Genomic DNA, 25001 nt, shown 5'->3' on the forward strand with positions numbered 1-25001 from the left:
CGTCGGCGTCGATCCCGATCGCGCTGGCGGAGGCGGCGGGGAGGCCGGTGGCGAGCCGCTGGATCCAGGCGGACTCGGTCCCGGCGTAGTCGGCGGGGAGCAGGTCGGGCCGGTCGTAGCCGTCGTCCCGGGTCAGGTGCAGGTTGTGCCGGACGTCGGGGACGGTCCGCAGCGTGTAGTGGGTGTTGCCGCCGCGGTCGAGGGCCCGGCGGATGATCGTCGCGCTCTCCTCGGGGGCGGCCTCGCGGTCGAGCGTGCCCCACTCGGCCAGGACGGGCTGCCGGACCCGCTCCCACACCGGCACCGGGTCGTAGTCGGCCTCCGGGAAGAGCCCGGCCGCCGAGAGCAGGCGGACGGAGGTGTCCGAGAGGGCGGTGACCAGCGAGCCGGAGACGCCGGCGTGGCGCAGGTAGCCCCGGTACGCCCAGGCCTGCTGGCGGGCCGGGGTGAGGCCGACCGCCCCGACGGTGACCAGGTACGCCGCCTCGGTGGTGCGGGTGGCGGCGAGCGAGGCCACCCAGGCGCCCTCGGACAGGCCCCACAGGCCGACCCGGTCCGGGGCGACCTCCGGCCGGGCGCGCAGCAGCCGGACGGCGGCCAGGGCGTCGTCGGCCAGCTGCCCGTAGTCCCGGTGGGTCGTCGAGTAGCCGTCGGTGCGCTTGTCGAAGACGAGGACGGTGACGCCGTGCCGCGCGTACGACTCGGCGGCGGCCCGCAGCTCGGCGAGCGGGCCCGGGCCGGCCCCGGGGAGCATGACCAGCCCCGGGCCGGGGGTGCCGGCCTTCGCGCCGGGCACGGCCAGCACCAGGCCGTGCAGGACGGTGCCGCCGGCGCCGGTGAAGTCGACCGGGCTGGGGACCGGATCGCCCGCCGCGGGCGCGTCGCCCGCCGCCTCGGCTGCGGCTGCTTCGGCTCCGACGCCGGGGAGCAGCCCCAGCAGGGCCGCCAGCAGGGCGGTGACCAGCAGCAGGGCCGGTCCGGTTCGGGCCGGTCGGACGGGTCCGGTGCGCATCGCTGGTCTCCCCCGGGTCGTGCTCCACTCGTGGGTTCCAGCCTGGCGGGCAGCGGGGCCCGGGACGATGGTGGCCGCCCCCGGACCGGGGGTGGGGATGTCCCCCGGTCCGGGGGCGCCGACCGGGGAGCGGAGGGTTCAGCGGACCTCGTCGGGTCCGGTGAAGTCGGGTGGGGTGAAGCCGGCCGGGCGGGGGACGCGGCCCTCGCGGTCGGTCAGTTCTTCGGCGCCGGGCCCGGTGAAGTCGGGTGGGGTGTACCCGGGTCCGGTGAAGTCGGGTGGGGTGAAGCCGGCCGGGCGGGGGACGCGGCCCTCGCGGTCGGTCAGTCCTTCGGCGCCGGGGCTGGTGAACGAGGGTGAGCTGTAGCCGGGGCCGGTGAAGTCCGGGCTGCTGAAGTCGGGACCGGTGCCGTCGGGGCGGCTGACGCCGGGTCGGGTCGCCGGGGTCGGCACCGGCGGCAGCGCGTCGAGCAGGTACGGGAGGAGTCCGCGCTCGCGCAGCGCGGTGCGCCATTCGCCGTGGGCGTCGCCGAGTTCGGCGGCGAGCTCCGGGTCGGTGCCGGCCGGGGCGGTGGCGGCGCCGTCGCGCAGGGCGGTGAGCAGCAGCCCGATGATGCCGATGGCCATCGCGGCGACCCCGGCGGCGAGCGCCACCCAGCCGGCCGTGACCAGGGAGCCGGCGAGGGCGAGGCCCGGCTCGGCGGCGCGCAGCAGGTAGCCGATCAGCAGCAGGAACAGGGCGGCGGCCCAGGCCAGGATTGGGGTGAGCACGGTGAGGACGGGGAACGGTCCGCCTCCGCCGCCGCCGGTGCGCAGCTGGGTGAGCAGCCCGGGGTTGGCGGGTTCGCCGCCGGGCGGTGGCGGGGGTGTGCTGTGCAGGGCCTCGCGCAGCCGGGTGTAGTGGGCGTACTCGGTGGCGGCCGCGGCGTTGACGCGGTCGGCGTCGCGCAGGGCGCGGAGGCGCAGTTCGGCGGTGGCGAGCGCGCCGGGTGCGCGCAGGGCGGTGAGGACGGTGCGGTCGCGCAGGGCTTCCGTGAGGAGGCGCTCGTACTCCGGGCGGTCCTCGGCGAGCAGGGGCGGGGGGTTGGTCATGGGGACCCCGTTCGTGCGGACCCCGTTCGCTCCGCCCCGGGGGCGCACGGCCCTCAGGACGCCGAAACGGGCGCGGAGGCGGGCCGCCGGACGGGCGGCCGGGTGTGGTGTGCCTCATGGTAGGGGCGGGCACGCCCGGGCTGACAGTCGGTTTCCGGAATTTCGCGCCCCCGGACGCGCGCGTGCGACGGTTCGGGCGCCGGGAACAACTGTTCTATGCCTGGCATCAGTTGGCGTACGGCCGGGCGGTCAGCCGATGGGCAGCCGGGCGACCAGCAGCCGCCCCTCCATGGTGACGCCGCCGTCCATCGCCACCGCGAGGTCGTCCGCGTACACGTACGGCCCGGGGATGTGCGGCGGCTGGCCGTCGTCGTTGTGCACCGCGCCGGTGAGGTACGGGATCGGGCTGTGCCCGTGCACGATCCGGCTGCCGCCGTAGGTGTCCAGCAGCTCGTGGACGGCCAGCGGCCCGGCTTCGCCGCGGAAGGCGAACCGCTTGGTGAAGCGGCGGAAGCAGTCCCACCACTCGTCCACGCTGCCGTCGGCGAGCAGGCTGTGCACCGCGTCGTTGACGTCGGGGATGGACTCGCCGTACTCCAGGTACGCGGTGGTGTCGGAGTGCAGCAGCAGGTGGCCGTCCTCCACCGCCATGGCGGGGAGCCGGGAGAGCCAGCTGATGTGGTGCGCCTCCAGGCGGTCCAGGTCGTTCTGCTGGCCGCCGTTGAGCCGCCAGGCGGCGAGGAAGGAGGCGGTGCCGGCGGTGGACTGGACGGGCTCGTCGCCGTACTTGGCGGCGCCGAGGAAGAGCAGTTCGTGGTTGCCCATCAGGGCGCGGCAGTAGCCGCCGGCCGCGGCGGCCTCGGCGGCCAGCTGCATGACCAGGTCGATGACGCCGATGCCGTCGGGGCCGCGGTCGGTGAAGTCGCCGAGGAACCAGATCCGGGCGCGGCCGGCGGACCAGTGGCCGTCGGCGTCGATCAGGCCCTGGTGGCGCAGCTCGGCGCGCAGCTCCTCCAGGTAGCCGTGGACGTCGCCGACGACGTAGACCGGGCCGGGGGGCTCGCCGGGGCCGGGGGCCGGGTACGGGTAGGTCGGCGCGGCGGGGTCGGGCAGCGGCGGGCCGAGCTCGATGGTCGGCGGGTCGTCGCGGCCGGCGAGCTGGAGCGCCGGGGAGGGCTGGTCGGGCAGGGTGGGTTCGTAGCCGCCCTGGTCCTGGCCTTCGTACCCGCTCCGCTCCTGGCCGCCCTCGTACCCGTTCTGCTCCTGACCGTCGTACCCGCCCTGCTCCTGGCCCCCCTCGTACCCCGGTCCGTTCTCGTAGCCGCCCTGTCCCTGCTGCGCGAAGGCCGGGCTGTGGTCCATGCCGATCCCCTGGGCGTGCACGGTGTGGCCCTGGCCGTCGGCGGGCCAGTGCTGCTCCAGGTAGCGGGCTCCGCCGTAGCCGCTGTAGGTCTCCCCGTCGTGGGTCTCCCCGTCGTACGGGGCCGCGGGGTAGCCGGTGGAGGGATCGGGTTCGTAATAGGTGCCGTACGGCAGCACGTCGAGGTCCGGCTGGTGGCGGGGGCCTGAGGGGGGGGGCTCAGGCCCGGGGAAGCGGTCCTCGGGTGTCATTCGCCCATCATAGGAAGACCACTCTCCCGGCGTCGTCACCTGGTGGGTATCCAATCCTCCGGAGCGTCAGCCGGGCGGCCCCACAAGGTCCGTTTTGTCCCGGCTCGGTACGGTCTCGTCAGCTCTGCCCGGGCGCGGCGGCCCGGTCCCGGGGCCGCCGCGGCGCGGTGGTCTAAACCTCGCCCGGCGACCGGGGCGGGCTGACGGTGGTGCGCGGACTCCGGCGCTGGGAGGACGCGCGGACGATCAGTTCGGTCGGCATCAGGGTGCCCGGCGGCGGCCCGGTGCCGGCGGTGCGGAACCGGGGCGGGAAGAGCCGGGCGATGTCGACGCCCGTCCCGGAGTCCACGCCCTCGATCGCGTCGATGAGCAGGTTGACCACGGTGGTGCCGATCTTGCGCGGCTTGAGCGAGAGCGTGGTGATCGGCGGTTCGGTGGTGGCGTAGACGTCGCTCTCGCTGCAGCAGACCAGCAGCAGGTCGTCCGGCACCCGCAGGCCGTACCGGCGGGCGGCGGCCAGCAGGTCGGTGCCGTTGGGGTCGAACAGCCCGTAGACGGCGTCCGGCCGGTCGGGCCGGGCGAGCAGCCGGTCGGCGGCGACGGCGCCGGCGGCCGGGTCGTGCGCCGGGTAGGTCTCGTACACCGGCTCCTGGCCGACCTTGGCGCACCAGCCGAGGTAGGCCTCGGTGGAGAGCCGGGTGTAGGTGTCGGTGCTGGTGCCGGTGAGCAGGCCGATGCGGCGGGCGCCGGCCTCGGAGAGGTGGTCGAGGATGCCGAGCACGGCGGCCTCGTGGTCGTTGTCGACCCAGGCGGTGACCGGGCAGTTGCCGGGCTTGCCGTCGCTGACCACCGGGACGCCGGACCGGTACAGCTCGCTCACCAGGGGGTCCTGGTCGGGCGGGTCGATGACCACGGTGCCGTCGAGGGCGATGTTGCCCCAGACGTCGTGGCGGGAGGAGGCGGGCAGCACCACCAGCGCGTAGCCGCGGCCGAGGGCGGCGCTGGTGGCGGCCCGGGCCATCTCGGCGAAGTACGCGAACTCGGTGAAGGTGAACGGCTCTTCACCGTAGGTCGTGACGGTCAGGCCGATCAGGCCGGACCGTCCGGTGCGCAGGGTGCGGGCGGCCGCGGAGGGGCGGTAGCCGAGGCGCTCGGCGACCTCGCGCACCCGGCTGCGGGTCTCGTCGGGCAGGCGGCCCTTCCCGTTCAGCGCATCGGAGACAGTGGTGATCGACACTCCGGCGGCTGCTGCCACATCCCGGATGCCGGCCCGCTCCAGACGCCGTGAGGTGGTGGGACGCCGACCGCTCTGGTTGGCTGCTGCTGTCATGGCGGACCGATCGTATGGCTCCTGACAAGGGTCTGTGACCGGCGCATCGGGAGCCCGCAAAGATACGTTTCTCCACGAGTGAGCCGGGGTGCGCCCCTTCGATACCCGCCTGAAACCAGGCCTCTTACCTCTGACATGTGCCAAAGGAACCGGGCAGAATGGCTGATCTGCGCCTGTAACCCGACCGGGCATCTCACTCCTACGGGTGAGGGCGGTCGGTATCGTGCAAGGCACCCGACCGGGGTGGTCCGGACGCGTCACGAGGTCCCGGGCACGGCGGCGACCCCGTCCGTGGCGGGCGAGCGCACCGGAGAGTTCCGCAACTGGAAACGGAGTACGACCGTGAGCAGTGGTACGTCAGCGCAGGGCCCGCGGCTGCGGCCGACCCTCGACGGCATCCCCACGTACAAGCCCGGCAAGCCGGCCGGCGCCGACGCCTACAAGCTGTCCTCGAACGAGAACCCCTACGAGCCGCTGCCCGGCGTGCTGGAGACGGCGGTCAAGGCGGCCGGCTCGTTCAACCGCTACCCCGACATGGGCGTCACCGAGCTGACCTCGGTGCTGGCCGAGCGCTTCGGGGTGCCCGCCGAGCACATCGCCACCGGCACCGGCTCGGTCGGCATCGCCCAGTCGCTGGTGCTCGTCACGGCCGGCCCGGGCGACGAGGTGATCTTCGCCTGGCGCTCCTTCGAGGCGTACCCGATCGTCGCCACCGTCGCCGGGGCCACCCCCGTCCCGGTGCCGCTCAAGGCGAACGGCGACCACGACCTGGACGCGATGCTCGCCGCGATCACCCCGAACACCCGGCTGGTCTTCGTCTGCAACCCCAACAACCCCACCGGCAACGTGATCCACCGCGCCGAGCTGGAGCGCTTCCTGGACGCCGTCCCGGCCGACGTCCTGGTCGTGGTCGACGAGGCCTACATCGAGTTCATCCGCGACCCCGAGGTGCCCAACGGCATCGACCTCTACCGGGACCGCCCGAACGTCTGCGTGCTGCGCACCTTCTCCAAGGCGTACGGCCTGGCGGGCCTGCGGGTCGGCTTCGCGATCGCGCACGAGCCGGTGGCGGCCGCGCTGCGCAAGGTCGCCACCCCGTTCGGCGTGAGCCGGCTCGCCCAGGACGCGGCCGTCGCCTCGCTGCGCGCCGAGGAGGCGCTGCTGGAGCGGGTGGAGGCGCTGGTCGAGGAGCGCACCCGGGTGGTGGCCGGGCTGCGCGCCCAGGGCTGGGAGATCCCGGACTCGCAGGCCAACTTCGTCTGGCTCTGGCTCGGCGACCGCTCGCAGGAGTTCGCCGCCGCGTGCGCCGAGGCCGGCGTGATCGTGCGGCCGTTCCCGGAGGGCGTGCGGGTGTCGATCGGCGAGGCCGAGGGCAACTCGATCTTCCTGGCGGTGGCGGAGGCCTTCCGCAAGTCGCTCTGACTCTTCCCTCGGGGCCCGCAGGGGCGCGTCGGTCCTCCGGCGCGCCCCTGCGGCGTTCCCGCGCGGGTGCCGCGTGGCGCCGCGCGCCTCCCCGGAGCTCCCGGCAGCTCCTCGCGCCTCCGTGAGAACGTCCTCAGAACGCCCTCCCGGATGGCTGGAGATCGCTGGGAGCCCGCTGGGAGTTCGCCCAACGGCCGCCCACGGGACGGCCAAGGCGCCCGCACGGGACGGGTGTTCTGTCCGCAATGCCCGGATCCGGCCGGTCAGGCTTCTCCCAGCCGCCGCCCAGCACGACGCAAGAGCCCGCCGGGAAGCTGTCCGCCATGAAGGTGCTCCCACGGCGGCGAGGCGCCGTCCTCGTCAACTCCGCGCTCGGCGTGGCCCTGCTGGGCGGCGCCGCCCTGGTGTACGCCACGGTCAGCGGCAGCTCGGGCCCGGCTTCCGCGAAGCCCGCGGCCCGTACCGCCACGGTGTCCAAGGGCACCGTCCTGGCCACCGTGTCCGGAACCGGCACCCTGGTCTCACCGACCGACGCCGCCCAGGACTTCACCACCGGCGGGAAGCTCACCGCGGTGAAGGTCGCGGTCGGGGACGCCGTGCAGAAGGGCCAGGTGCTCGCCACCGTCGACACCACGGCGGCCCAGCAGCAGGTGGACGCGGCCCAGGCCGCGCTCACCACGGCCCAGGCCAACCTCACCAAGGCCCAGGCCGGGGTCACCACCACGACCACCGAGCAGCTGCCGGGCGCCACCTCCGCCGCCACCCCCGGCGGCGGGGCCGGCAGCGGTGGACGCGGGGCGGGCGGGAGCAGTACGCCCGCCCCGCAGACCACCACCGTCACCACCACCAAGGTCGACGACGCGGCCGTGGCCCAGGCCCAGCAGCAGGTCGCCACCGCGCAGACCAACCTGGCCAACGCCCAGGCGGCGCTGGCCGGCACCACCCTGACCGCCTCGGTGGACGGTACGGTCGCCTCGGTCTCCGGCAAGGTCGGCGACACCGTCGGGGCCACCGGCTCCGGCGCCTCCGCCTCGTCCTCCTCCGGCAAGTCCACCGGGACCGGCACGGGTTCGGCGGCCGCCCCGAGCGGCTTCATCGTGCTCACCAACCCGACCGGGATGCAGGTCACCGCGAACTTCTCCGAGCTCGACTCGCTCAAGCTGAAGAAGGGCGAGGCGGCCACCGTCACCCTGAACGCGCAGTCCGACACCAAGCTCAACGCGACGGTCCTGTCGGTCAGTTCGCTGCCCACCGGCAGCGGCTCCGGCGGCGCGGCCGGCTCCGCCGCCGTCCAGTACGCGGCCACGCTCCAGATCACCGGCGACACCAGCACGCTGCGCACCGGCCTCAGCGCCACCGTCCAGGTGATCACCGGCGAGGCCGACAACGCGCTCTCGCTGCCCACCTCCGCGCTGTCCGGCACCGGTACCTCGCGCACCGCGACCCTGGTGCAGCCGGACGGCGCCTCCGAGCGGGTCACCGTCGGGGTCGGGGTCGAGGGCGACAGCACGGTGCAGGTGGTCTCCGGGCTGAAGGAGGGCGACAAGGTCGAACTCCCCACCACCAGCGGCGGGAACGGCTTCCCGAACGCCTCCTTCCCGGGCCTCGGCGGCAACCGGGGCGGGGCCGGCGGCGGGGTCTTCCCGGGCGGTTCCGGTGGCGGTGGCGGCGCCGGTGCCGGGGCCGGTCGCGGCGGCAAGGGCTGACTCGTGAGCATGCGTCACGTCATCGACAAGCGCGTCCCCGCGCACCCCGTCCCGGTGATCCGCATCCGCGGGCTCACCAAGGCGTACGGGCACGGCGACGCCACCGTGCACGCGCTGCGCGGCCCCTCCGACCCGGAGACCGGTGCGCCGCGGGGCGTCAGCCTGGACATCGAACAGGGCGACTTCGTCGCCGTGATGGGCAGCTCCGGCTCCGGCAAGTCCACCCTGATGAACATCCTCGGCTGCCTGGACGTCCCGACCGCCGGCCGCTACCTCCTCGACGGCACCGACGTCGGCCACCTGGACGAGCAGCAGCTCGCACTGGTGCGCAACCGCAAGATCGGCTTCGTCTTCCAGTCCTTCAACCTGGTGCCCCGCACCACCGCCCTCGCCCAGGTCGAGCTGCCGCTCGCCTACGCGGGCGTCCGGACCGCCGAGCGGCGCCGCCGGGCGATGGCCGCGCTGTCGCTGGTCGGGCTCGCCGAGCGGGCCGGCCACAAGCCCAACGAGCTCTCCGGCGGCCAGCAGCAGCGCGTCGCGGTGGCGCGGGCCCTGGTGACGGCGCCCGCGATGCTGCTCGCCGACGAGCCGACCGGCAACCTCGACAGCCGCTCGACGGAGGAGGTGCTGGCCCTGATCGACGGGCTCAACGCCACCGGCCGCACGGTCGTGCTGATCACCCACGAGGACGAGGTCGCCCGGCACGCCAAGCGGGTGCTGCGACTGGTCGACGGGCAGATCGTGAGCGATCTGCGGCAGGCGCCCGTGGAGGGGCCGCCGCCCTTCCTGGACGCGGCCTACACGGAGCTCGCGGCGGGCCCGGCGGGCCCGGCGGGCGCGGCCGGCGTGGCGGGCGCGGAGGTGCCGGCGTGATCCTCTGGCAGACGCTCCGCTTCGCGGTCGGCGGCCTGGCCGCCAACAAGGTGCGCTCGGCGCTCACCATGCTCGGCGTGCTGATCGGCGTGGCCTCGGTGATCCTGCTGCTGGCGGTCGGCAACGGCTCGTCGGTGGCGGTGAAGGACTCGATCACCTCGCTCGGCACCAACTCCCTGACGGTCAGCTCCGGTTCGGCCAACGGCGGCTCCCGGGCCACCTCCTCGGTGAAGAAGCTGACGGTCGCCGACGCCAAGGCGCTGGCGAGCGACACCGACGCGGGGGCGATCAGGTCGGTCGCCCCGGTGGTCACCACCAGCGGCACCGCGCTGTACGGGAACATCTCGTACAGCCCCGGCTCGATCGTCGGCACCTACCCGTCGTACTTCGAGACCGCCAACCAGAAGGTCGCGCACGGCGAGTACTTCACCGACGACGACGTGCTCGACTCGCGCAAGGTCGCGGTGCTCGGCGCGACGACGGCCAAGCAGCTGTTCGACACCGAGAACCCGGTCGGCAAGTCGGTCGTCCTCGGCGGCACGCCGTTCACCGTGGTCGGCGTGCTCCAGGCCAAGGGCGGCAGCGGCTTCACCGACCCGGACGACGTCGTCATCGCCCCGCTCCCGACGGTGCAGAACGCCTTCACCGGCTTCGGCTCCGTCAACCAGATCCTGGTCCAGGCCGCGAACGCGGACAGCACCACGGCCGCCCAGTCCGAGATCACCCGCGGCCTGCTCGGCACGCACGCGATCGCCGACCCCGCCAAGGCGGACTTCCGGATCACCAGCCAGGCCTCACTGCTCACCGCGAGGGAGAGCACGACGAAGACCTTCACCGTGCTGCTCGGCGCGGTGGCCGCGATCTCGCTGCTGGTCGGCGGGATCGGGATCACCAACATCATGCTGGTGACGGTCACCGAGCGGACCAGGGAGATCGGCATCCGCAAGGCGCTCGGCGCCCCGCGCGCGGTGATCCTCGGGCAGTTCCTCACCGAGTCGACGCTGCTCTCGGTGATCGGCGCGGGGTTGGGCGTGGCCGCCGGAATCGCCGGCTCGCACTTCAGCATCGTCGGCATCACGCCGGTGGTGATCCCCGAATCGGTGCTCGGCGCCTTCGCCATCGCCGTCGCCATCGGGCTGTTCTTCGGCAGCTACCCCGCCAACCGGGCCGCCTCGCTGCGGCCGATCGACGCCCTCCGGCACGAGTAGGACTCCACTGTCATGAGCAAAGAGATCGCCACCGTCGGGCCCGGAACCCCCGCCGAGCAGGTCGCCCTCCTCGCCACCCCGCCGGACGCGCGGGACGTGAGCGCCGAACTGGCCGCGCCGCCGAGGCGGAAGCTGCCCTGGCTCAGCCTGCTGCTGGCGGGCGGCGTGATCGCCACCGGGGCGTTCGCGGGCGGGGTCTGGTACCAGCAGAACAACGGGCCGACGGGCGGCGGGAAGTCCTCCGCCCGGCCGGCTGCCGCCGCTGCTGCTCAGGGAGGTGGCTACGGGCAGGGGCAGGGCGGCTCCCGCCGTGGGGGCCAGGGCGGCGGGCAGGGCGCTGGGCAGGGCGGGCAGGGGCAGGGCGGGCAGGCCGGCTTCGCCCGGGGCACGGTCAAGGCCGTCGACGGCAACACGGTCTACCTGACCGACACCAACGGCAACACCATCAAGGTCACCACCGGCGACGCGACGAAGGTCCAGCTCAACAAGGAGGGCAAGGTCGGGGACCTGCAGCCCGGCCAGAGCGTGACGGTCGTCGGCACCCCCGACGCCAACGGCGGCTACACCGCCAGCCAGCTGGTCGAAGGCGCCGCCGGCGGATTCGGTGGTGGTGGCTTCGGCGGCGGTGCCGGTGGCGGCGCCCCCAGGAACCCGTCCGGCGGCTGACCCGGAGCCGACGGACGCCGCGAGGCCCTCGCCCCTTCGGTGGGCGAGGGCCTTCGCATGTGTTCAGCGCGGTTCGAGGAGGCTCACCGCTCCCACGCCGCCTCCCGGTCCAGGTCCCGCAGCAGGTGGAGGAGGTTGACGAGGGTGCTCACGGGCGCGTTGCCGAAGTCGACCAGGAGACGCCCGTCGAGGATCGTCTCGCCGGCCGAGGCCGAGCCCCAGAGGAGCCCGTACGGGAGGCCCCGACGGTGCAACTCCCCGAGCAGGCCGGTGATGTGCGGGGCGGCGAAGTTCCGCATCCGGGGGTCGTCGGGGGCGATCGGTTCGCGGGTCACGCGGCGGAGTCCAGCTCGTACCAGACCGTCTTGCCACGCTCCTGGGGGTCGACGCCCCAGCGGTGGGTGAGCCCGGCGACGAGCTGGAGGCCCCGGCCGGACTCGGCGAGCAGGGAGAGGGGCTTCTCGTGGGGGAGCAGGGCGCTCTCGTCCGCGACGCAGACCCGGAGGGTGTCGATGTCGAGGGAGAAGTAGACGACGGGCGAGGCGGTACCGGCGTGCCGCCACGCGTTGACGATGAGTTCGCCGAGGGCGAGTTCGGCGTTGAAGATGGTCTCGGTGTCCCAGGAGGCGCGGGTCAGGGCGCTCCGCAGGGCCTGCCGGGTGAGGGTGAGGGAGGGGGTGTTCAAGGTGCACACGGGAACCTCCGAGAGGTATGGGTGTGGAGGGGGAGAGCCGCGAGCCGGACCAGGGCGTGGCCGCTCTTCGGCCGGAGGGCAGCAGGCGCCTACTGCCCTGAACCAAGGCGTGTCTGACGGTCCATCGGATCGTTCTGAGGGTGACGATAGCGTGAGGCGCCACAGATTTGTGGCGATCCACGAGAAGTTCCCCCGAACGGGGCTGGCAGACTGGTCCCATGGCCCTTCGATCGAACCCGACGCTTCGCCAGTTGCGGTTGGGTGCCGAACTTCGCAGGATGCGGGAACAGGCCGGCCTCGGCGGCAGCCAGCTCGCCCGCGCACTGGGCATCAACCCCGCCCACGTGACGCAGATGGAGAGCGGCAAGACCGGCATCAGCGTCGAACGCCTGCGCACGATCGCGGCGTTGTGCATGTGCGTCAACGAGCCCCTGATCGACGCGCTCGCGGACATCATCACGGACCGCGACAAGGGAGGCTGGTGGGAGGAGTACCGGGGGAACCTTTCGCAGGACTTCCTCGAGATGGCCGAGATGGAGAATCGCGCCCACGCGCTGTCCACCTACACCATGGCCTTCATCCCCGGGTTGCTCCAAACGGCTGATTATGCTTCTGCGGTCTTTGCCCGAGGGTTCCCGCTCCTTCCCCAGCACGAAGTTGACCTGAGGACTGCCTTCCGCATGCGGCGGCAGGACGTGGTCCGCTCTGGTGAGACTCCGTACTCGGCCTTCATCCATGAGGCCGCGCTACGTATGCAGTTCAGCGGGCCCAAGGTCCAAGCCGAGCAGCTTGGTGGCCTCATCGAGGACTCCGAGCGGTCGACCATCTCCATCCGGGTCGTCCTGTTCGATGTGGACACTCTTCCGGTCAACCATGAGAACTTCACGTATGTCGAAGGCCCGATCCCTGAGCTCGGCACAGTACAGATGGATTCCGGACTCGACAGCGTGCTGTTCGACGCGCCGGCCCATATCGCCCAGTTCCGCTCCCTGCTTGACGGGATCGGTTCGGCGGCCCTATCGGAAGAGGATTCCCGGGAGTTCATTCAATCCATCAAGAAGGACATGGAGAGCAAAAATGCCTAACTTCACCTGGCAGAAGTCCAGCTACTCGGCTGCGAACTCTCAATGCGTTGAAGTTCGCGCCGCACAGGGGGTGATCGAGCTCCGGGAGTCCGACGAGGGCGACGTCATCGTCCGAACCGCCCAGGTCAAGTTCGCGGCCTTCCTTCAGGGTGCGAAGGCGGGCGAGTTCGACCACCTGGCCACCACCACCTAGCGAACCGTTCCGGCGGCCCTTTGCTCCTCCGCAAGGGGCCGCCGGCGTGCTTCAGAAGTGGTCGGGGCCCGACCCTGCCGCCGCGAACTCCACTCCGTCGTCGACCAGTTCGGCGTCCCGGACCGGATGACCCCCGATCCAGGCCGGGGTGCGGTCCGTCCCTCTCCCGTGCCTACGGCTGGATCACGAAATACACCACGAAGCCCGCGGTCACGCACAGGAAGAACTGCACCATGAAGCCCCAGGTGAGCGGCACTTCGTCCCTGTAGCCCGCCTCGTCGGCCGCCAGTTGCAGGCGCGCCATCCTCCCGAGGTGCCCGGCCGTCCCCAGCGTCAGCGACAGCATCGCCAGCGCGTACATCGACAGCGCGCCGGCCGAGGTCGTCCCGTTCATGTGGGAGCGCCCGACCAGGAAGAGCGCTCCGACCAGCGGCGCCAGGGCAACCATGATCCGGTACTGCCGGGTCACCTGCGGCGGTATCGCCATCGCCCAGAACAGCACCGTCGTCAGCGCGACGATCCACCACCAGGTGGCCACGCTCAGGCCCAGTGGAGTCATGCCCCCACCCCCCACATCACGGACGTTCGCTCACGTCCACTGACGATCACACTATTCAGATCAGCCCCCGCCCCGCGCCGCCCGGACCCCGCAAGATCCCGCCCGGTCCCCTGCCGGTTCCCGGCAAGAACCCGATAAGACCCTGCGTAGGAAGTCGGCCGGCCCGACTTCCTACGCACCGCCTCCGCCCCGGCGGCCCCTCCCGCCGTAGAGGCGGCTCTCCCTCCGGAACGGTTCGCTGGGAGTGGGGCTGGACCCACCCCCTTGTGGGGCTGGACCCATACTCGGCCGCGCGTCCGCTCCGTAGCGTCGTTCCCACAACGACACGGAGGGGAAAGAACCATGGCGCCCACGGCCCACCAGTCCACCTTCACCACGGTGAAGAAGTGCATCACGCTCTTCGGCCTAGCTGGCGCCATCGTCCTCGGCACGGTCGCCGTGATGGCGTCCATCGGCCACCCGACGACCCCGTTCATGTGGATCCGCGGCGTCATCTTCCTTGCCGTCGCCCCGTACCTCCACCGGCTGGCCACCCGCGCCGCCGACGGCTCCGCCAAGGCCTTCGACCGCGTCCGCACCCTCTCCACCGTGATGCCGATCGCCATCATCGCCGTGGACCTCATCCCCGGCCTTTGCCCGCCCTGGTACGCCGTCCTTCAGGGCCTCTCCGCCCTCGCCCTCCTCGCCGTCGCCATCCTCACCCGCACCCCCGCCCTGCGCGCCGCCTTCCCCAACGCCGACTGAACCCCCACTCCCACCCCGACTCGGCGCAGGAAGTCGGCCGTTCCGACTTCCTGCGCCGGTAGCCCTACCCGGCGGCTCCTTGCTCCCCGCAAGGAGCCGCCGGCCGACAACTCGCCCATGCTTTGCGGCACATGTTCGAGAGCGGTCCAGTTTCCAGTACCGGCAACACAAACGCCTTGCCCCGGCCGACGAAACCCCGAGAGCATCGTTCGGAGACCCGACGAGCAAGGAGGCAACGGTGAAGCTGACACGGCTTGTAGGTTCCTGCGACGAAGGCGAGTGCCCGACGTTGTACCTGACGGATCGGGGCACCCTCGCCGTCCAGGGCGAGCTCGTGACCGGACACGGTCTCCAGATCCCGGCACACGAGATGCTGGTCGAGGTTCCCGTCGAACTCATTCGAAAGGCCGTCCGTGACAACCTCATCTAGGACTCTCGGGGATTGGTTCTCGGCGTTCGAGCGCGAGGCGTTCCGACTCGAAACGCTCGACGACTACAGCCGGTCCGGCGGAGTCGACGCCTACCGGGCCTTCCTCGCCGGCGAGGAACAGCCGGACGACTACAAGAACGCCGGGTGGGTCAAGACAGTGGCCCGGGCCACCCAGGCAGGCAAGCGCCTGTACCGGGTGCACATCCTTTCGCGGCCGCTCACGGACTACCTCCGCTTCGAACTCGCGTGGGGATACCACCGCAACATGACGGTGGGTGAGGAGTTCTTCATCCTCGACATCACCGACCGGCAGAACCCCGTCCCGGAAGCCCCGGATTTCTGGCTCTTCGACGACGAGACTGCCGCCTCGATGAGCTACGACGACGGCAAGTACCTCGGTGTCGACTTCCGCACAGGCGGCCGGGTCGATGAGTTCAAGGTGTACCGGGACACCGTGATGGCGCAAGCGGTCCCGTTCTCCGAATGGTGGGCCGAGCACAGCGGGTGAACAGAACGCGGCTTGGACCGGCGCTGCGGGAACTGCGGCAGGCCTCCGGCAAGGAGGCCAAGGCCGTGGCCCGCAGCGCCGTCATGTCTCCGAGCAAGCTGAGCAAGATCGAGACCGGCAAGGTGCCGCCCACTGTCGTGGATGTGGACCGCATCCTCACCGCCATAGGCGTGTCCGACGAGGTCAAGTCCGAGTACATGGCTGCCGCGCGGGCACAGGCCACGGAGGCGACCGCCTGGCGTCTGGTACGGCGCCTCGGGTACCACCGCAAGCAGGAGCAGATCAAGGCACTGGACGACTCCACGAGGCTTCTCCGTGTGTTCCAGCCTTCTCTCGTTCCCGGACTCCTACAGACCCCGGAATACGTGCGTGCGGTCTTCGGGAGGAAGGAACTCGGCGAGGACCAGCTCGCGCGGGCGGTCGCTGCGAGGCTTGTCAGACAACAGTCCCTCTACGACGCCACGAAGACCATGCGGTTCGTCATCACCGAGCCGGTCCTCCGTTGGCGTCTGGTGCCGCCCGCGATGATGGCCGGGCAGTTGGACCGCATCCTCTCCGCTTCTCGACTCTCCCATGTCGACGTCCGGATCGTTCCGCTGGCCGCAGCGCAGACCGATGTGCCGGCGCACTCCTTCGTCATCCGGGACGACCGCATGGTGACGGTCGAGACCGTGCACGCCGAGGTGACGGTCACCGATCCGCGGGATGTCGATTTGTACGTCCGCAAGTTCGATGGATTCGCGGCTGCGGCCATGGTCGGTGACGAGATGCGCCGAATGATCGAAACCATTCGAGACGAGTATTTGAGTGAGGGGAAAAGCCAGGGGTGAGTGCATCGTGAGCGTGGAATGGCAGGGTTCAAGAAGTCAACGCCAGCTAGGCGTGAACGAGAAGCAAGACGAGTTGGCGGCACTTGAGCGAGGCGCGAGCGAGTTTCGGTATTTCCTGCCGACCATGGTCACTGGGCTGCTTGCGGTGCCGGAGTACATCGAAGCCAGTCTTGCTTCGCTTCCCGGTGACCATTCGAAGGTCATTGCCGCGAAGTTGGGGCGACAGGCTGTTCTTCACGACACCACCAAGCACTTCACCTTCCTCTTGACCGAGCAGGCTTGTCTCTGGCCGCTGTTGCCGGTAGGGGCCATGGCGATGCAACTTGACCACCTGGTTTCGGTATCCCGCTTGCCGAATGTTCGGCTCGGTGTCATCCCGATGGCAGGGCACATACCACGGGGGCCGCTGAACGTGTTCACCATCTATGATTCGGCGCTGGTCACTGTGGAAGTTGTGACAGGAATGCTTGCGTTCCGCGAGTCGCAGGATGTAGAGGATTATCTGAAGGAGTTTCGATCCTTCGAAGGGTATGCACTCTGGGGCGGCGATGCCCGGGATCGGCTGTCCGAGTGGGGAGATCGGTATCGTCAATAGTCATACATGGATCGCCTGTTTCGTGGTTCGGGCTATTTTTGACCGAACAGGAAATCCTTGCCGGCCACCCGCGTTTGGCCCCTACATTTGTGCTCGTCCGATGATGGGAGCCGCAGGGATTCCAGAATGCTTGGGAACCCGACGTGCGCCCACTGCTCGATGAGTGCGACGACGCGGAGGTACACACATGTCCACCACCGTTCTGAGCCGGCCGGGAGGCGTGCCGGTCTTCGACCGCGCCGAGTCCCGGCTGCCGATGGGCGTCGCCGGTGCGACGCCGATGCCCGGGCTGGACGGCGAGGGCGGGCCCGGGAGCCCGTTCGCCTTCCGGTTCCTCGTCCCGGTCACCGGGGCCGGGGGGATCCTGCCCGCCGACATCGGCTACGACGACGAGACGCAGACCTGCACCTACGAGGGCCTCCCGCCCGGCGTCTACATGACCAGCACCCCGCCCAAGACCTACGGCCCGACGCAGCCGTCCGGGCAGATGGACGCGCCGGACGACCCGGGAAGCAGCAACGACTGAGATGCCGACCGCCGATGCCGTCCTCGTGCTGACGGGGACCTTCGATCCCACCGCCGACCTCGTGATCGAGGAACTGAACCGGCGCGGAACTCCCGTCTTCCGGGCGGACACGGCGTGGTTCCCGTCGAGGCTGGCCCTGGCGGCCGGCCTCGACGGGGCGTCCGGCTGGGCCGGGACGTTGGCGACCGGACGGCGGACACTCGACCTCTCGGCTGTGCGGTCGGTCTACTACCGTCGCCCGACCGCACCGGAGTTCCCCGCCGAGATGTCGGCGGAGGCCCGCAGCGTGGCCTCCGCCGAGGCGCGGCGAGGGTTCGGCGGCCTGCTGTCCGCGCTGCCCTGCCGGTGGCTGCCGCCGCCGGGCCGCGCGGCCGATGCCGAGTACAAGCCGTTCCAGCTCCGGGTGGCGGCCGAGTCGGGGCTTCGGGTCCCGCGCACGTTGATCACCAACAGACCGGAAGCCGCACGGGAGTTCGCGGACGGCATCGGGGCTCCGGTGGTCTACAAGCCCTTCACGCCGATCCGCGGGACGGTCGGAGGTCAGTCGGTCGCCGTGTACGCGAGCGTGCTGAGCACGGCCGACACCGGTGATCCGTCGATCCGTACCACGGCGCACCTGTTCCAGGAATGGGTGCCCAAGGCCCACGAAGTGCGGCTCACCGCCGTCGACGGGCGGCTGTTCGCCGCCGAGATCCACGCGAACTCGGCAGCTGCGGAGGTCGATTGGCGAAGCGACTACGACAGCCTGACCTACCAGGCCTGCGATCCTCCCGCAGCGGTGGCGAGTGCTGTCCGTCGCATGCTGGGCAGGCTCGAACTGCCCTACGGCGCTTTCGACTTCGTCGTGTCTCCCTCGGGCGACTGGACGTTCCTTGAGGTGAATCCCAACGGGCAGTACGGGTTCATCGAGCAGGCGACCGGCCTGCCCATCACTGCTGCCATCTGCGACTACTTGGAAGGGGTCCGTCAGACATGACGACTGTCCTCCACAGCGAAGACCAACTCCTGCGGGCGCGGGTCGCGTTGGCCTCGGAGATCGAGCGGGTGAGCGTGGTGCTGTCCTCGCGGGTGGTCGAGGCGTTCCTCAATGTGCCGCGGCATCCGTTCGTTCCGGTGTTCTGCCGGGAGGAAGGGGGTGTGCACCGCCCCTGGCCGGCCGGTGAGGGGTGGCTGCGGGAGGTGTACGCGGACCGGGTGCTGGTCACCGAGGTGGGCGGCGTGCACGCGGAGGATGCCGGGCCGGACGGCGTCCGCGGGGTGGCGACCTCCTCCTCCACGCTGCCGAGCCTGATGGCCGACATGTTGGACGCGCTGGATGTCCGGCCCGGGGACCGGGTGTTGGAGGTCGGGACGGGGACGGGCTACAACGCCGCTCTGCTCTGCCACCTCGCGGGGGCGGCCCACGTCACGACCGTCGACCGCACCGAGCACCTGGTGGCGACCGCCCGTACCCGGTTGGGCGAGGCCGGCTTCGCGCCCGTCGTGGTCCGGGCCGACGGCGCCGACGGGTACCCGCCGGGGGCGCCGTACGACCGGATCATCGCCACCTGTGGTGTCCGTCGCGTGCCCCGGGCGTGGCTCGACCAGTGCGCGCCGGGTGGCCTCATCGTTGCTCCGCTGGGCGGCGCGGTGGCCAGGCTCACCAAGGTGTCGGACGGGCGCGCGGTCGGGCGGTTCCTGCACCGTCCGGCGGCCTTCATGCCGTTGCGCGGAGGAGGGGACGCGTCCCCGGGGGTGCCGGAGCCGCAGGCGGACAGCCGGAGGACGGAGATCGGTGCTCGCGTCCTGGACGACCCGGGGTTCGCGTTCTGGGCCGACCTCCACCTCGGTCCCACCGTCGTCCGGGACGGCCACATCCTTCGCGATGTCGCGGACGGTTCGACCGCCCACGCGCACGGCGGCACCGTCGCCCGGAGCGGCCCCCGCGACCTCTGGCGGACGGTCGAAGCCGCCCACCGGAGCTGGCTGGGCCAGAACCGCCCCCGCCGTGAGTGGTTCACGGTCGAGGCCGGGCCGGAGGGGCAGTTCGTGAGCTACTCGGCACCGGACGGCAGCGTGAACCGCTGGGCGCTCTGAGCGCACAGGAGTCGGCCATGTCGACTCCTGCGCAGGGAGTTGTGGGATCCGGGCGGTGCTCAGTCGAGGCAGAACTCGTTGCCCTCGACGTCCTGCATCGAGAGGCACGACTCGTTCTCCTCGTCGGCGACCAGCAGCTGGACGCGGGTCGCGCCGAGGGCGACCAGTCGGGCGCACTCGGCCTCCAGGGCCGCGACGCGCTCCGCGCCGACCAGGCCGGTGCCGGCCCGTACGTCGAGGTGCACCCGGTTCTTGACGACCTTGCCCTCGGGGACGCGCTGGAAGTACATGCGCGGGCCCACACCGGTGGGGTCACTGGCGGCGAACCACGAGCCCCGCTTCTCGGGCGGCAGCGAGCGCTGGTAGTCGTCCCAGGTGTCGAACCCCTCCGGCGTGGACGGCGGGACGTACCCCAGGGCCTCGCACCAGAAGCGGCCGACGCGCTCGGGCTCCGCGCAGTCGAAGGTGACCTGGAACTGCTTGATCGATGCCATCGGGCCACCATAACCATGACAAGAAAGTCACACCGCTCAATTTCCGGCACCGCACAGGGGGGAGAGAACGACGCCGCCCCGCCGAGCCGGTGCTCGACGGGGCGACGTGCGAGGCGACGCGCGGGGAACGCGGCGTCAGGGCTGCTGGTCGTTCTCGGTGGTGGTCGCCGGGCCCGCCGGGGCGGTCGCCTGGCCCCCGGGGGCGCCGGTGCCGGTGCCGGACGGGGTCTTGTTCGGGTCGGTCCGGGGGGCCGGGTCGGGGATGTCGGCCATCGGCAGGGACTGCTTGGGGGTGCCGCGCAGGGCCTGGTTCATGGCGTCCCGCCAGATCGGGCCGGGGCCGTCGGCGCCGAACACCTCGGCCCGGTACTTCCCGTTGATGGTGATGTTGCGCATCTCGACGCCGCCCTGGGGGCCGCCGATCCAGACGGCGGTGGCGAGTTGGGGGGTGTAGCCGTTGAACCAGGCGGCCCGCTTGCGGTCCGAGGTGCCGGTCTTGCCGGCGATCTGGCGGTTGTCGTCCAGGCTGAGCGCCGCGCCGGTGCCGTTGTTCTCGGTGACGCCGTTCAGGACGGTGTTCAGCGCCCGTGCCGTCGAGTCGGAGAACGCCTTCTCGCACTGGGAGGACGGGACGGGGACGTCCTTGCCCTCCACGGTGGTGATCCGGTTGATGGCGACGGGGGCGCAGTGGGTGCCCTGGGCGGCGAAGGTCGCGTAGACGTTGGCCATGGTCAGCGGGCTCATCTCCTCGACGCCCAGGGCCATCGCGGGGACCTCCTCCAGGGGCTTGCCGCTGGCCTTGGTGGTGATCCCGAGCTTGTTGGCCATCTGCTTGACCGCGCAGAGGCCGATCTCCTGCTCCATCTGGATGAAGTAGGTGTTGACCGAGAGGGCCATCGCCATCTTCAGCTGGTACGGGCCCTTCTCGCTCGCGGACTCGTTGGGCACCACCGTCCTGGGCCGGGCCTCGTTCTTCCAGGTGCCCTCGCAGGTCTTCATCGTCGGGTACTCGAGCTTGTTCGGGGACGAGTACTCCTGGGTCGCCGGCAGGCCCGCCTCCAGGGCCGCGGCCGCGACGACCGGCTTGAAGGTGGAGCCGGGCTGGAAGCCGTTGCCGCCGCCCATCGCCGCGTCGACGTTGAGGTTGACGACGGTCTGGTTCTGGTTGGTGTCCAGGCCGTACGGGCGGGTCTGGGCCATGGCGAGGATCTTGCCGGTGCCGGGTTCGACCATGGAGGCGGCGGCGGAGACGCTGTCCGTGACCCGGACGTTGCTGCTCACCGCGTTCTGGGCGGCGGCCTGCTTCTCCGGGTCCAGCGTGGTGTAGATGTTCAGGCCGCCCTGGTTCCAGAACTTCTTGCGCTCGTCGGAGCTCTGGCCGAAGGCCGGGTCCTGCTTGACCACGTGGCGCACGTAGTCGCAGAAGAAGCCCATGCCGGCCTGGGCGGTGATGCAGCCGTTCTGCGGGTCCTTGTACTTCAGACCCAGCGGGGCGGCCTTCGCCTCCTTCGCCTGGTCGGCGGTGATGTGCTTGTTCTCCAGCATCTTGTCGATGACGGTGTCGCGGCGGTTCTGCGCGGCCTGCGGGTGCAGCTTCGGGTCGTACTGGGACGGGTTCTGGACCAGCCCGGCGAGCGTCGCCGCCTCGGCGACGGTGAGGTCCTTGTTGCTCTTGCTGAAGTAGCGCTGGGAGGCGGCCTCGACCCCGTAGGCGCCGTTCCCGTAGTACGTGATGTTGAGGTAGTTGGTGAGGATCTGCTCCTTCGGCACCTCCTCCTCCAGCTTGATCGCGACCTTGAGCTCCTGGATCTTGCGGCCCAGGGTCTTGCGCTGGGCCTCCAGGACGGCGTCCCGGTCGTCGCCGGCCTGCTCGACGTTGACGTTCTTGACGTACTGCTGGGTCAGCGTGGAGGCGCCCTGGGAGGCGGTGCCGCTCTCGGCGTTCTTGCTGATCGCGCGGAGGACGCCCTTGAGGTCGACGGCGCCGTGCTCGTAGAAGCGGGCGTCCTCGATGTCGACCTGGGCCTGGCGCATGAACGGCGACATCTGCTCGGCGGTGATGACGGTGCGGTCGCGCTCGTAGACCTTGGCGATCAGGCCGCCCTTGGCGTCGAAGATCTGGGTCGCCTGGGTGAGCGGCGGGGTCTTGAAGTCGGACGGGACGTCCTCGAACCCCTCCGCCGTGCTCTTGGCCGTCAGCCCGATGCCGCCGGCGACGGGTAGGACGAGGCCTGCCAGCAGCACACCGGACACGACGCTCACCCCCAGGAAGGTCGCACCGAGGCGGGCCAGCCGGAGCGGGGCCTTGCGGGACGGCTGGAGGTCCGCGTTCTCGGAGGAACTCCATATCGGGGGGAGGTTCGATGCCATTCCGGAATGCTAACCCTTGGAAGTCTCCGGTCGAACGGTTTTTCGCGTGCGGCTGTCACGGCTCTGCAACAGGCTCCGGGGTCGATTCCCGGGGGGTGAATCGCATACGTACCGAATGAATTCGGGGGAATTCGGCGGCCGGCCTCCGACTCGGTCCGCCCCGCCCCGCCCCCGGCCGCCCTGGTCCGCCCCGTCTGCGGCGCCCCTCCCGTGGCCCGCCCCCTACCAGGTTGATGCCGTGAGCGGGCCGAAAGGTTGCGGCGCCCGGACGGTCAGGTGCCCCGGACGGTCAAGTGCCCCCGACGGTCAAGTGCCGCGGACGGTCAGGTGCCCCGGACTGGCAGCGCCGCCACGGCCGGGCCAGGCTGGTGGGGACGGACCGCCCAGCCGAGGAGGCAGCTATGACCGGCGAGCCGATCCCGGGAATCGACCCCGCCGCGGTGCCCAGCGGCGACGGCTGCGCGGAGTGCCTGGCCGGCGGCGGATGGTGGTTCCACCTGCGCCGCTGCGCGGCCTGCGGCCACATCGGCTGCTGCGACTCCTCCCCCGCCCAGCACGCGACGAAGCACGCGCGCCAGGCCGGCCACCCGTTCCTGGTCAGCTTCGAGCCCGGCGAGGAGTGGTTCTGGAACCTGGACACCGGCGAGTACTACGAGGGCCCGCCGCTGGCACCGCCCACCGCCCACCCGGTCACCCAGCCCACCCCGGGCCCGGCCGGCCGGGTCCCCGTCGACTGGCAGTCGCAGCTGCACTGACGATCCCCACCGCGACGGCCACCGCCTCCTCCGCGTACGAGGCGGTCGGCCGACGGCGACCGCACCGTTCCGGCGGCCCCTCGCACCGCGCAGGGGCCGCCGACCCCTGTCCGCCGTCCGCCCGGCCGCCGTCCGCCGTCCGCCCGGACACGAGGGAAAACCCCGCGACTCCCACGGGCTTGATCCTCTACGGTGAACGCGCCCAGGGCGGCCGTTTACCGCCCGTCGACGTGGCGCGACCAACGCGCCCGCAAACCCGGGGAGTTCCCTGTTATGACGCGCACCCTTGTCGCCGAGCTGCCCGCGCACCTGGAGGAGACGGTCACCGTCTACGGGTGGGTGAACACGCTCCGACTCCAGCGGCGCATCCAGTTCGTCCTGGTCCGGGACCACACCGGTCTGGTGCAGGTCACCCACCTCCGGGGTGGGGAGGACGACGTCATCGAGGCCGCCTTCGAGGGCGTGACGGTCGAGTCCGCCGTGAAGATCACCGGCTGGGTGGTCGCCAACCCGCAGGTCAAGCTCGGTGGTCTGGAGATCGTCCCGACCCGCGTGGAGGTCGTCTCGCCGGCCGAGCCGAAGCTGCCGATCGACGAGAAGACCGGGATCGACCAGCGCCTGGACTGGCGGTTCCTCGACATCCGGCGGCCCTCCCAGCAGCTGGTCTTCGACGTCCAGACGACCGTCGAGCGGGCGATGCGGGAGGTGGCGGCCGAGGAGGGCTTCACCGAGCTGCACACGCCGAAGCTCATGGGGACGGCCTCCGAGTCGGGCGCCGAGGTGTTCGAGGTCGGCTACTTCGGCCGGACCGCCTACCTCGCCCAGTCCCCGCAGTTCTACAAGCAGATGGCCATCGCGGGCGGCATCGACCGGGTCTTCGAGATCGGGCCGGTGTTCCGCGCCGAGCCGTCCTTCACCTCCCGGCACGCCACCGAGTTCACCGGGGTCGACGTCGAGATCGCCTGGGTCGACGGGGTCGAGGACGTGATGGCCTTCGAGGAGCGGATGCTGCACCGCGTCCTGACCGCCGTGGCCGAGCGCCACGGCGCGGCGATCGCCGAGCACTTCGGCACCCGGGTCGTCGTCCCGGAACTGCCGTTCCCCCGGATCACGATGGCCGACGCGCTGGCCAGGCTCCGCGCCACCGGCTGGGACCCGGAGGGCGTCAAGGAGGACCTCGACCCCGAGGGCGAGCGGGCGCTGTGCGGCCTGATCGCCGAGGAGACCGGGCACGAGTTCGTCTTCGTCACCCGCTTCCCGGCCGCCGTGCGGCCGTTCTACCACCTGCGGCCGGAGGACGACCCGACCGTCACCGAGTCCTTCGACCTGCTGTGGAAGGGCGTCGAGATCACCACCGGCGCCCAGCGCGAGCACCGGTACGACCGCCTCGTCGCCCAGGCCCGGGAGAAGGGCATGGACACCGGCCCGCTCTCCGGGTACCTCGACTGCTTCCGCTACGGCACCCCGCCGCACGGCGGGCTCGGTCTGGGGCTCGGCCGGCTGCTGATGCTGGCGCTCGGCCTGCCGTCGATCCGCGAGGCGACGTTCCTCTTCCGGGGCCCGCACCGCCTCGAACCGTAGGCGGGGGACCGGACGACGGAACGGGCCGCGCCCGAGGAGATCCTTTCCTCGGGCGCGGCCCGTTCCGTTCGTGCGTTCCGGCCGCGCTGCCCGGCGGTCAGCTGCGGCGGAGGGCCTCGGTGAGCCGGTTGGCGGCCTCGATGATGGCCTGGGCGTGCAGGCGACCCGGGTGGCGGGTGAGCCGCTCGATGGGGCCGGAGACGGAGACGGCGGCCACCACACGGTTGGACGGCCCGCGGACGGGGGCGGAGACGGACGCGACGCCCGGCTCGCGCTCCCCGATGGACTGGGCCCAGCCGCGGCGGCGGACGCCGCTGAGCGCGGTGGCGGTGAAGCGGGCGCCCTGGAGGCCTCGGTGGAGGCGCTCGGGCTCTTCCCAGGCGAGGAGGACCTGGGCGGCGGAGCCGGCCTTCATCGGCAGGGTGCTGCCGACGGGGACGGTGTCGCGCAGACCGGAGAGTCGTTCGGCGGCGGCGACGCAGATGCGCATCTCGCCCTGGCGGCGGTAGAGCTGCGCGCTCTCCCCGGTGACGTCGCGCAGGTGGGTGAGGACGGGGCCCGCGGTGGCGAGCAGTCGGTCCTCGCCGGCGGCGGCGGAGAGTTCGGACAGGCGGGGGCCGAGGATGAAGCGGCCCTGCATG

The 25001-nt window shown here is 71.5% G+C and carries 27 protein-coding genes; 17 read left to right on the plus strand and 10 right to left on the minus strand.

Annotated elements, in window-relative coordinates; all coding sequences use genetic code 11:
* The 4 genes from AE652_RS11795 to AE652_RS11810 all read right to left on the minus strand — a co-directional run.
* Positions 1-1012: S9 family peptidase (locus tag AE652_RS11795; RefSeq protein WP_107086423.1), on the minus strand; the 1012-nt coding region annotated here is incomplete at its 3' end.
* Positions 1013-1150: 138 nt separating this feature from the next.
* A complete protein-coding gene (locus AE652_RS11800) occupies positions 1151-2104 on the minus strand; it encodes a hypothetical protein (protein WP_049651238.1) in 954 nt (317 codons plus the stop codon).
* Positions 2105-2353: 249 nt separating this feature from the next.
* The gene (locus tag AE652_RS11805; protein WP_082345671.1) at positions 2354-3466 is read right to left on the minus strand and encodes a metallophosphoesterase; all 1113 of its coding nucleotides are present in this window, start codon (positions 3464-3466) and stop codon (positions 2354-2356) included.
* A 421-nt stretch (positions 3467-3887) separates the two neighbouring features.
* Complete coding sequence (locus AE652_RS11810; protein WP_074001983.1) at positions 3888-5045, minus strand: LacI family DNA-binding transcriptional regulator; 1158 nt, start codon at positions 5043-5045, stop codon at positions 3888-3890.
* Between the two features lie 342 nt (positions 5046-5387).
* Here AE652_RS11810 and hisC point away from each other — a divergent pair, with 342 nt between their 5' ends.
* From hisC to AE652_RS48985, 5 genes are all read left to right on the plus strand, one after another.
* Complete coding sequence (hisC, locus tag AE652_RS11815) at positions 5388-6467, plus strand: histidinol-phosphate transaminase (RefSeq protein WP_049651240.1); 1080 nt, start codon at positions 5388-5390, stop codon at positions 6465-6467.
* A gap of 323 nt (positions 6468-6790) precedes the next feature.
* Positions 6791-8173 carry an efflux RND transporter periplasmic adaptor subunit gene (locus AE652_RS11820; protein WP_049651241.1) on the plus strand — a complete coding sequence of 461 codons (1383 nt, stop codon included), beginning with the start codon at positions 6791-6793 and terminating at the stop codon, positions 8171-8173.
* A gap of 9 nt (positions 8174-8182) precedes the next feature.
* Positions 8183-9046: an ABC transporter ATP-binding protein gene (locus AE652_RS11825; RefSeq protein WP_049651242.1), complete on the plus strand. Its 864-nt coding sequence runs from the start codon at positions 8183-8185 to the stop codon at positions 9044-9046.
* Positions 9043-10254 (plus strand): ABC transporter permease, encoded by a 1212-nt coding sequence (locus tag AE652_RS11830; RefSeq protein ID WP_049651243.1) that lies wholly within the window; start codon positions 9043-9045, stop codon positions 10252-10254. Before AE652_RS11825 ends, AE652_RS11830 begins: the two co-directional genes overlap by 4 nt.
* A 12-nt stretch (positions 10255-10266) precedes the next feature.
* On the plus strand, positions 10267-10920 hold the full coding sequence (locus tag AE652_RS48985) for a DUF5666 domain-containing protein (RefSeq protein ID WP_049651244.1): 654 nt from the start codon (positions 10267-10269) through the stop codon (positions 10918-10920).
* Between the two features lie 83 nt (positions 10921-11003).
* Here AE652_RS48985 and AE652_RS11840 read toward each other — a convergent pair whose 3' ends face one another.
* Together AE652_RS11840 and AE652_RS46380 are read right to left on the minus strand one after the other, a co-directional pair.
* A complete protein-coding gene (locus tag AE652_RS11840; protein ID WP_049651245.1) occupies positions 11004-11255 on the minus strand; it encodes a hypothetical protein in 252 nt (83 codons plus the stop codon).
* Positions 11252-11605, minus strand: coding sequence for an ATP-binding protein (locus tag AE652_RS46380; RefSeq protein WP_159028430.1), 354 nt, complete (start codon positions 11603-11605; stop codon positions 11252-11254). Before AE652_RS46380 ends, AE652_RS11840 begins: the two co-directional genes overlap by 4 nt.
* Before the next feature lie 227 nt (positions 11606-11832).
* Here AE652_RS46380 and AE652_RS11850 point away from each other — a divergent pair, with 227 nt between their 5' ends.
* Both AE652_RS11850 and AE652_RS11855 read left to right on the plus strand, forming a co-directional pair.
* On the plus strand, positions 11833-12699 hold the full coding sequence (locus AE652_RS11850; protein ID WP_049651247.1) for a helix-turn-helix transcriptional regulator: 867 nt from the start codon (positions 11833-11835) through the stop codon (positions 12697-12699).
* Complete coding sequence (locus AE652_RS11855; protein ID WP_049651248.1) at positions 12692-12892, plus strand: DUF397 domain-containing protein; 201 nt, start codon at positions 12692-12694, stop codon at positions 12890-12892. Before AE652_RS11850 ends, AE652_RS11855 begins: the two co-directional genes overlap by 8 nt.
* Before the next feature lie 172 nt (positions 12893-13064).
* Here the strand turns inward: AE652_RS11855 and AE652_RS11860 are convergent, their stop codons facing one another.
* The gene (locus AE652_RS11860; RefSeq protein WP_049651249.1) at positions 13065-13451 is read right to left on the minus strand and encodes a hypothetical protein; all 387 of its coding nucleotides are present in this window, start codon (positions 13449-13451) and stop codon (positions 13065-13067) included.
* A gap of 342 nt (positions 13452-13793) precedes the next feature.
* On the opposite strand from AE652_RS11860, the gene AE652_RS11865 reads away from it, so the two are divergent.
* From AE652_RS11865 to AE652_RS11900, 8 genes are all read left to right on the plus strand, one after another.
* Positions 13794-14195, plus strand: coding sequence for a hypothetical protein (locus AE652_RS11865; RefSeq protein WP_049651250.1), 402 nt, complete (start codon positions 13794-13796; stop codon positions 14193-14195).
* A 238-nt stretch (positions 14196-14433) separates the two neighbouring features.
* Positions 14434-14625: a hypothetical protein gene (locus AE652_RS11870; protein ID WP_049651251.1), complete on the plus strand. Its 192-nt coding sequence runs from the start codon at positions 14434-14436 to the stop codon at positions 14623-14625.
* Positions 14609-15133 (plus strand): DUF6879 family protein, encoded by a 525-nt coding sequence (locus tag AE652_RS11875; RefSeq protein WP_049651252.1) that lies wholly within the window; start codon positions 14609-14611, stop codon positions 15131-15133. The genes AE652_RS11870 and AE652_RS11875 overlap by 17 nt, the downstream gene beginning before the upstream one ends.
* Complete coding sequence (locus AE652_RS11880) at positions 15130-15963, plus strand: helix-turn-helix transcriptional regulator (protein ID WP_049651253.1); 834 nt, start codon at positions 15130-15132, stop codon at positions 15961-15963. The genes AE652_RS11875 and AE652_RS11880 overlap by 4 nt, the downstream gene beginning before the upstream one ends.
* Positions 15964-16015: 52 nt before the next feature.
* Entirely contained in the window at positions 16016-16558 is a 543-nt protein-coding gene (locus tag AE652_RS11885) for a DUF5753 domain-containing protein (RefSeq protein ID WP_234348347.1), read from the plus strand.
* Between the two features lie 187 nt (positions 16559-16745).
* Positions 16746-17084 carry a hypothetical protein gene (locus tag AE652_RS11890; RefSeq protein ID WP_234348348.1) on the plus strand — a complete coding sequence of 113 codons (339 nt, stop codon included), beginning with the start codon at positions 16746-16748 and terminating at the stop codon, positions 17082-17084.
* 1 nt (position 17085) lies between these two features.
* The gene (gene tgmB, locus AE652_RS11895; protein WP_049651255.1) at positions 17086-18060 is read left to right on the plus strand and encodes an ATP-grasp ribosomal peptide maturase; all 975 of its coding nucleotides are present in this window, start codon (positions 17086-17088) and stop codon (positions 18058-18060) included.
* Complete coding sequence (locus AE652_RS11900; protein WP_049651256.1) at positions 18057-19160, plus strand: methyltransferase domain-containing protein; 1104 nt, start codon at positions 18057-18059, stop codon at positions 19158-19160. Before tgmB ends, AE652_RS11900 begins: the two co-directional genes overlap by 4 nt.
* A 59-nt stretch (positions 19161-19219) precedes the next feature.
* Here AE652_RS11900 and AE652_RS11905 read toward each other — a convergent pair whose 3' ends face one another.
* Entirely contained in the window at positions 19220-19654 is a 435-nt protein-coding gene (locus tag AE652_RS11905; RefSeq protein WP_049651257.1) for a VOC family protein, read from the minus strand.
* 135 nt (positions 19655-19789) lie between these two features.
* Positions 19790-22024 carry a transglycosylase domain-containing protein gene (locus AE652_RS11910; protein WP_053112045.1) on the minus strand — a complete coding sequence of 745 codons (2235 nt, stop codon included), beginning with the start codon at positions 22022-22024 and terminating at the stop codon, positions 19790-19792.
* Between the two features lie 401 nt (positions 22025-22425).
* On the opposite strand from AE652_RS11910, the gene AE652_RS11915 reads away from it, so the two are divergent.
* Together AE652_RS11915 and aspS are read left to right on the plus strand one after the other, a co-directional pair.
* A complete protein-coding gene (locus AE652_RS11915; protein ID WP_049651258.1) occupies positions 22426-22779 on the plus strand; it encodes a UBP-type zinc finger domain-containing protein in 354 nt (117 codons plus the stop codon).
* A 273-nt stretch (positions 22780-23052) separates the two neighbouring features.
* Entirely contained in the window at positions 23053-24360 is a 1308-nt protein-coding gene (aspS, locus tag AE652_RS11920; protein WP_049651259.1) for an aspartate--tRNA(Asn) ligase, read from the plus strand.
* A 97-nt stretch (positions 24361-24457) separates the two neighbouring features.
* Here aspS and AE652_RS11925 read toward each other — a convergent pair whose 3' ends face one another.
* Positions 24458-25000, minus strand: a complete 543-nt coding sequence (locus AE652_RS11925) for an IclR family transcriptional regulator (RefSeq protein ID WP_049651260.1) — start codon at positions 24998-25000, stop codon at positions 24458-24460.
* Position 25001 lies beyond the last annotated feature (1 nt).

The organism is Kitasatospora sp. MY 5-36, assembly GCF_001182915.1.
GTDB lineage: Bacteria > Actinomycetota > Actinomycetes > Streptomycetales > Streptomycetaceae > Kitasatospora.

What these genes read in the sequence shown, in the direction of transcription:
- AE652_RS11800 (WP_049651238.1), bottom strand. Translation starts at nt 2,104, where the DNA reads ATGACCAACCCCCCGCCCCTGCTCGCCGAGGACCGCCCGGAGTACGAG.
- AE652_RS11805 (WP_082345671.1), bottom strand. Translation starts at nt 3,466, where the DNA reads ATGGACCACAGCCCGGCCTTCGCGCAGCAGGGACAGGGCGGCTACGAG.
- AE652_RS11810 (WP_074001983.1), bottom strand. Translation starts at nt 5,045, where the DNA reads ATGACAGCAGCAGCCAACCAGAGCGGTCGGCGTCCCACCACCTCACGG.
- AE652_RS11820 (WP_049651241.1), top strand. Translation starts at nt 6,791, where the DNA reads ATGAAGGTGCTCCCACGGCGGCGAGGCGCCGTCCTCGTCAACTCCGCG.
- AE652_RS11825 (WP_049651242.1), top strand. Translation starts at nt 8,183, where the DNA reads ATGCGTCACGTCATCGACAAGCGCGTCCCCGCGCACCCCGTCCCGGTG.
- AE652_RS48985 (WP_049651244.1), top strand. Translation starts at nt 10,267, where the DNA reads ATGAGCAAAGAGATCGCCACCGTCGGGCCCGGAACCCCCGCCGAGCAG.
- AE652_RS11850 (WP_049651247.1), top strand. Translation starts at nt 11,833, where the DNA reads ATGGCCCTTCGATCGAACCCGACGCTTCGCCAGTTGCGGTTGGGTGCC.
- AE652_RS11855 (WP_049651248.1), top strand. Translation starts at nt 12,692, where the DNA reads ATGCCTAACTTCACCTGGCAGAAGTCCAGCTACTCGGCTGCGAACTCT.
- AE652_RS11860 (WP_049651249.1), bottom strand. Translation starts at nt 13,451, where the DNA reads ATGACTCCACTGGGCCTGAGCGTGGCCACCTGGTGGTGGATCGTCGCG.
- AE652_RS11865 (WP_049651250.1), top strand. Translation starts at nt 13,794, where the DNA reads ATGGCGCCCACGGCCCACCAGTCCACCTTCACCACGGTGAAGAAGTGC.
- AE652_RS11890 (WP_234348348.1), top strand. Translation starts at nt 16,746, where the DNA reads ATGTCCACCACCGTTCTGAGCCGGCCGGGAGGCGTGCCGGTCTTCGAC.
- tgmB (WP_049651255.1), top strand. Translation starts at nt 17,086, where the DNA reads ATGCCGACCGCCGATGCCGTCCTCGTGCTGACGGGGACCTTCGATCCC.
- AE652_RS11900 (WP_049651256.1), top strand. Translation starts at nt 18,057, where the DNA reads ATGACGACTGTCCTCCACAGCGAAGACCAACTCCTGCGGGCGCGGGTC.
- AE652_RS11905 (WP_049651257.1), bottom strand. Translation starts at nt 19,654, where the DNA reads ATGGCATCGATCAAGCAGTTCCAGGTCACCTTCGACTGCGCGGAGCCC.
- AE652_RS11910 (WP_053112045.1), bottom strand. Translation starts at nt 22,024, where the DNA reads ATGGCATCGAACCTCCCCCCGATATGGAGTTCCTCCGAGAACGCGGAC.
- AE652_RS11915 (WP_049651258.1), top strand. Translation starts at nt 22,426, where the DNA reads ATGACCGGCGAGCCGATCCCGGGAATCGACCCCGCCGCGGTGCCCAGC.
- aspS (WP_049651259.1), top strand. Translation starts at nt 23,053, where the DNA reads ATGACGCGCACCCTTGTCGCCGAGCTGCCCGCGCACCTGGAGGAGACG.
- AE652_RS11925 (WP_049651260.1), bottom strand. Translation starts at nt 25,000, where the DNA reads ATGCAGGGCCGCTTCATCCTCGGCCCCCGCCTGTCCGAACTCTCCGCC.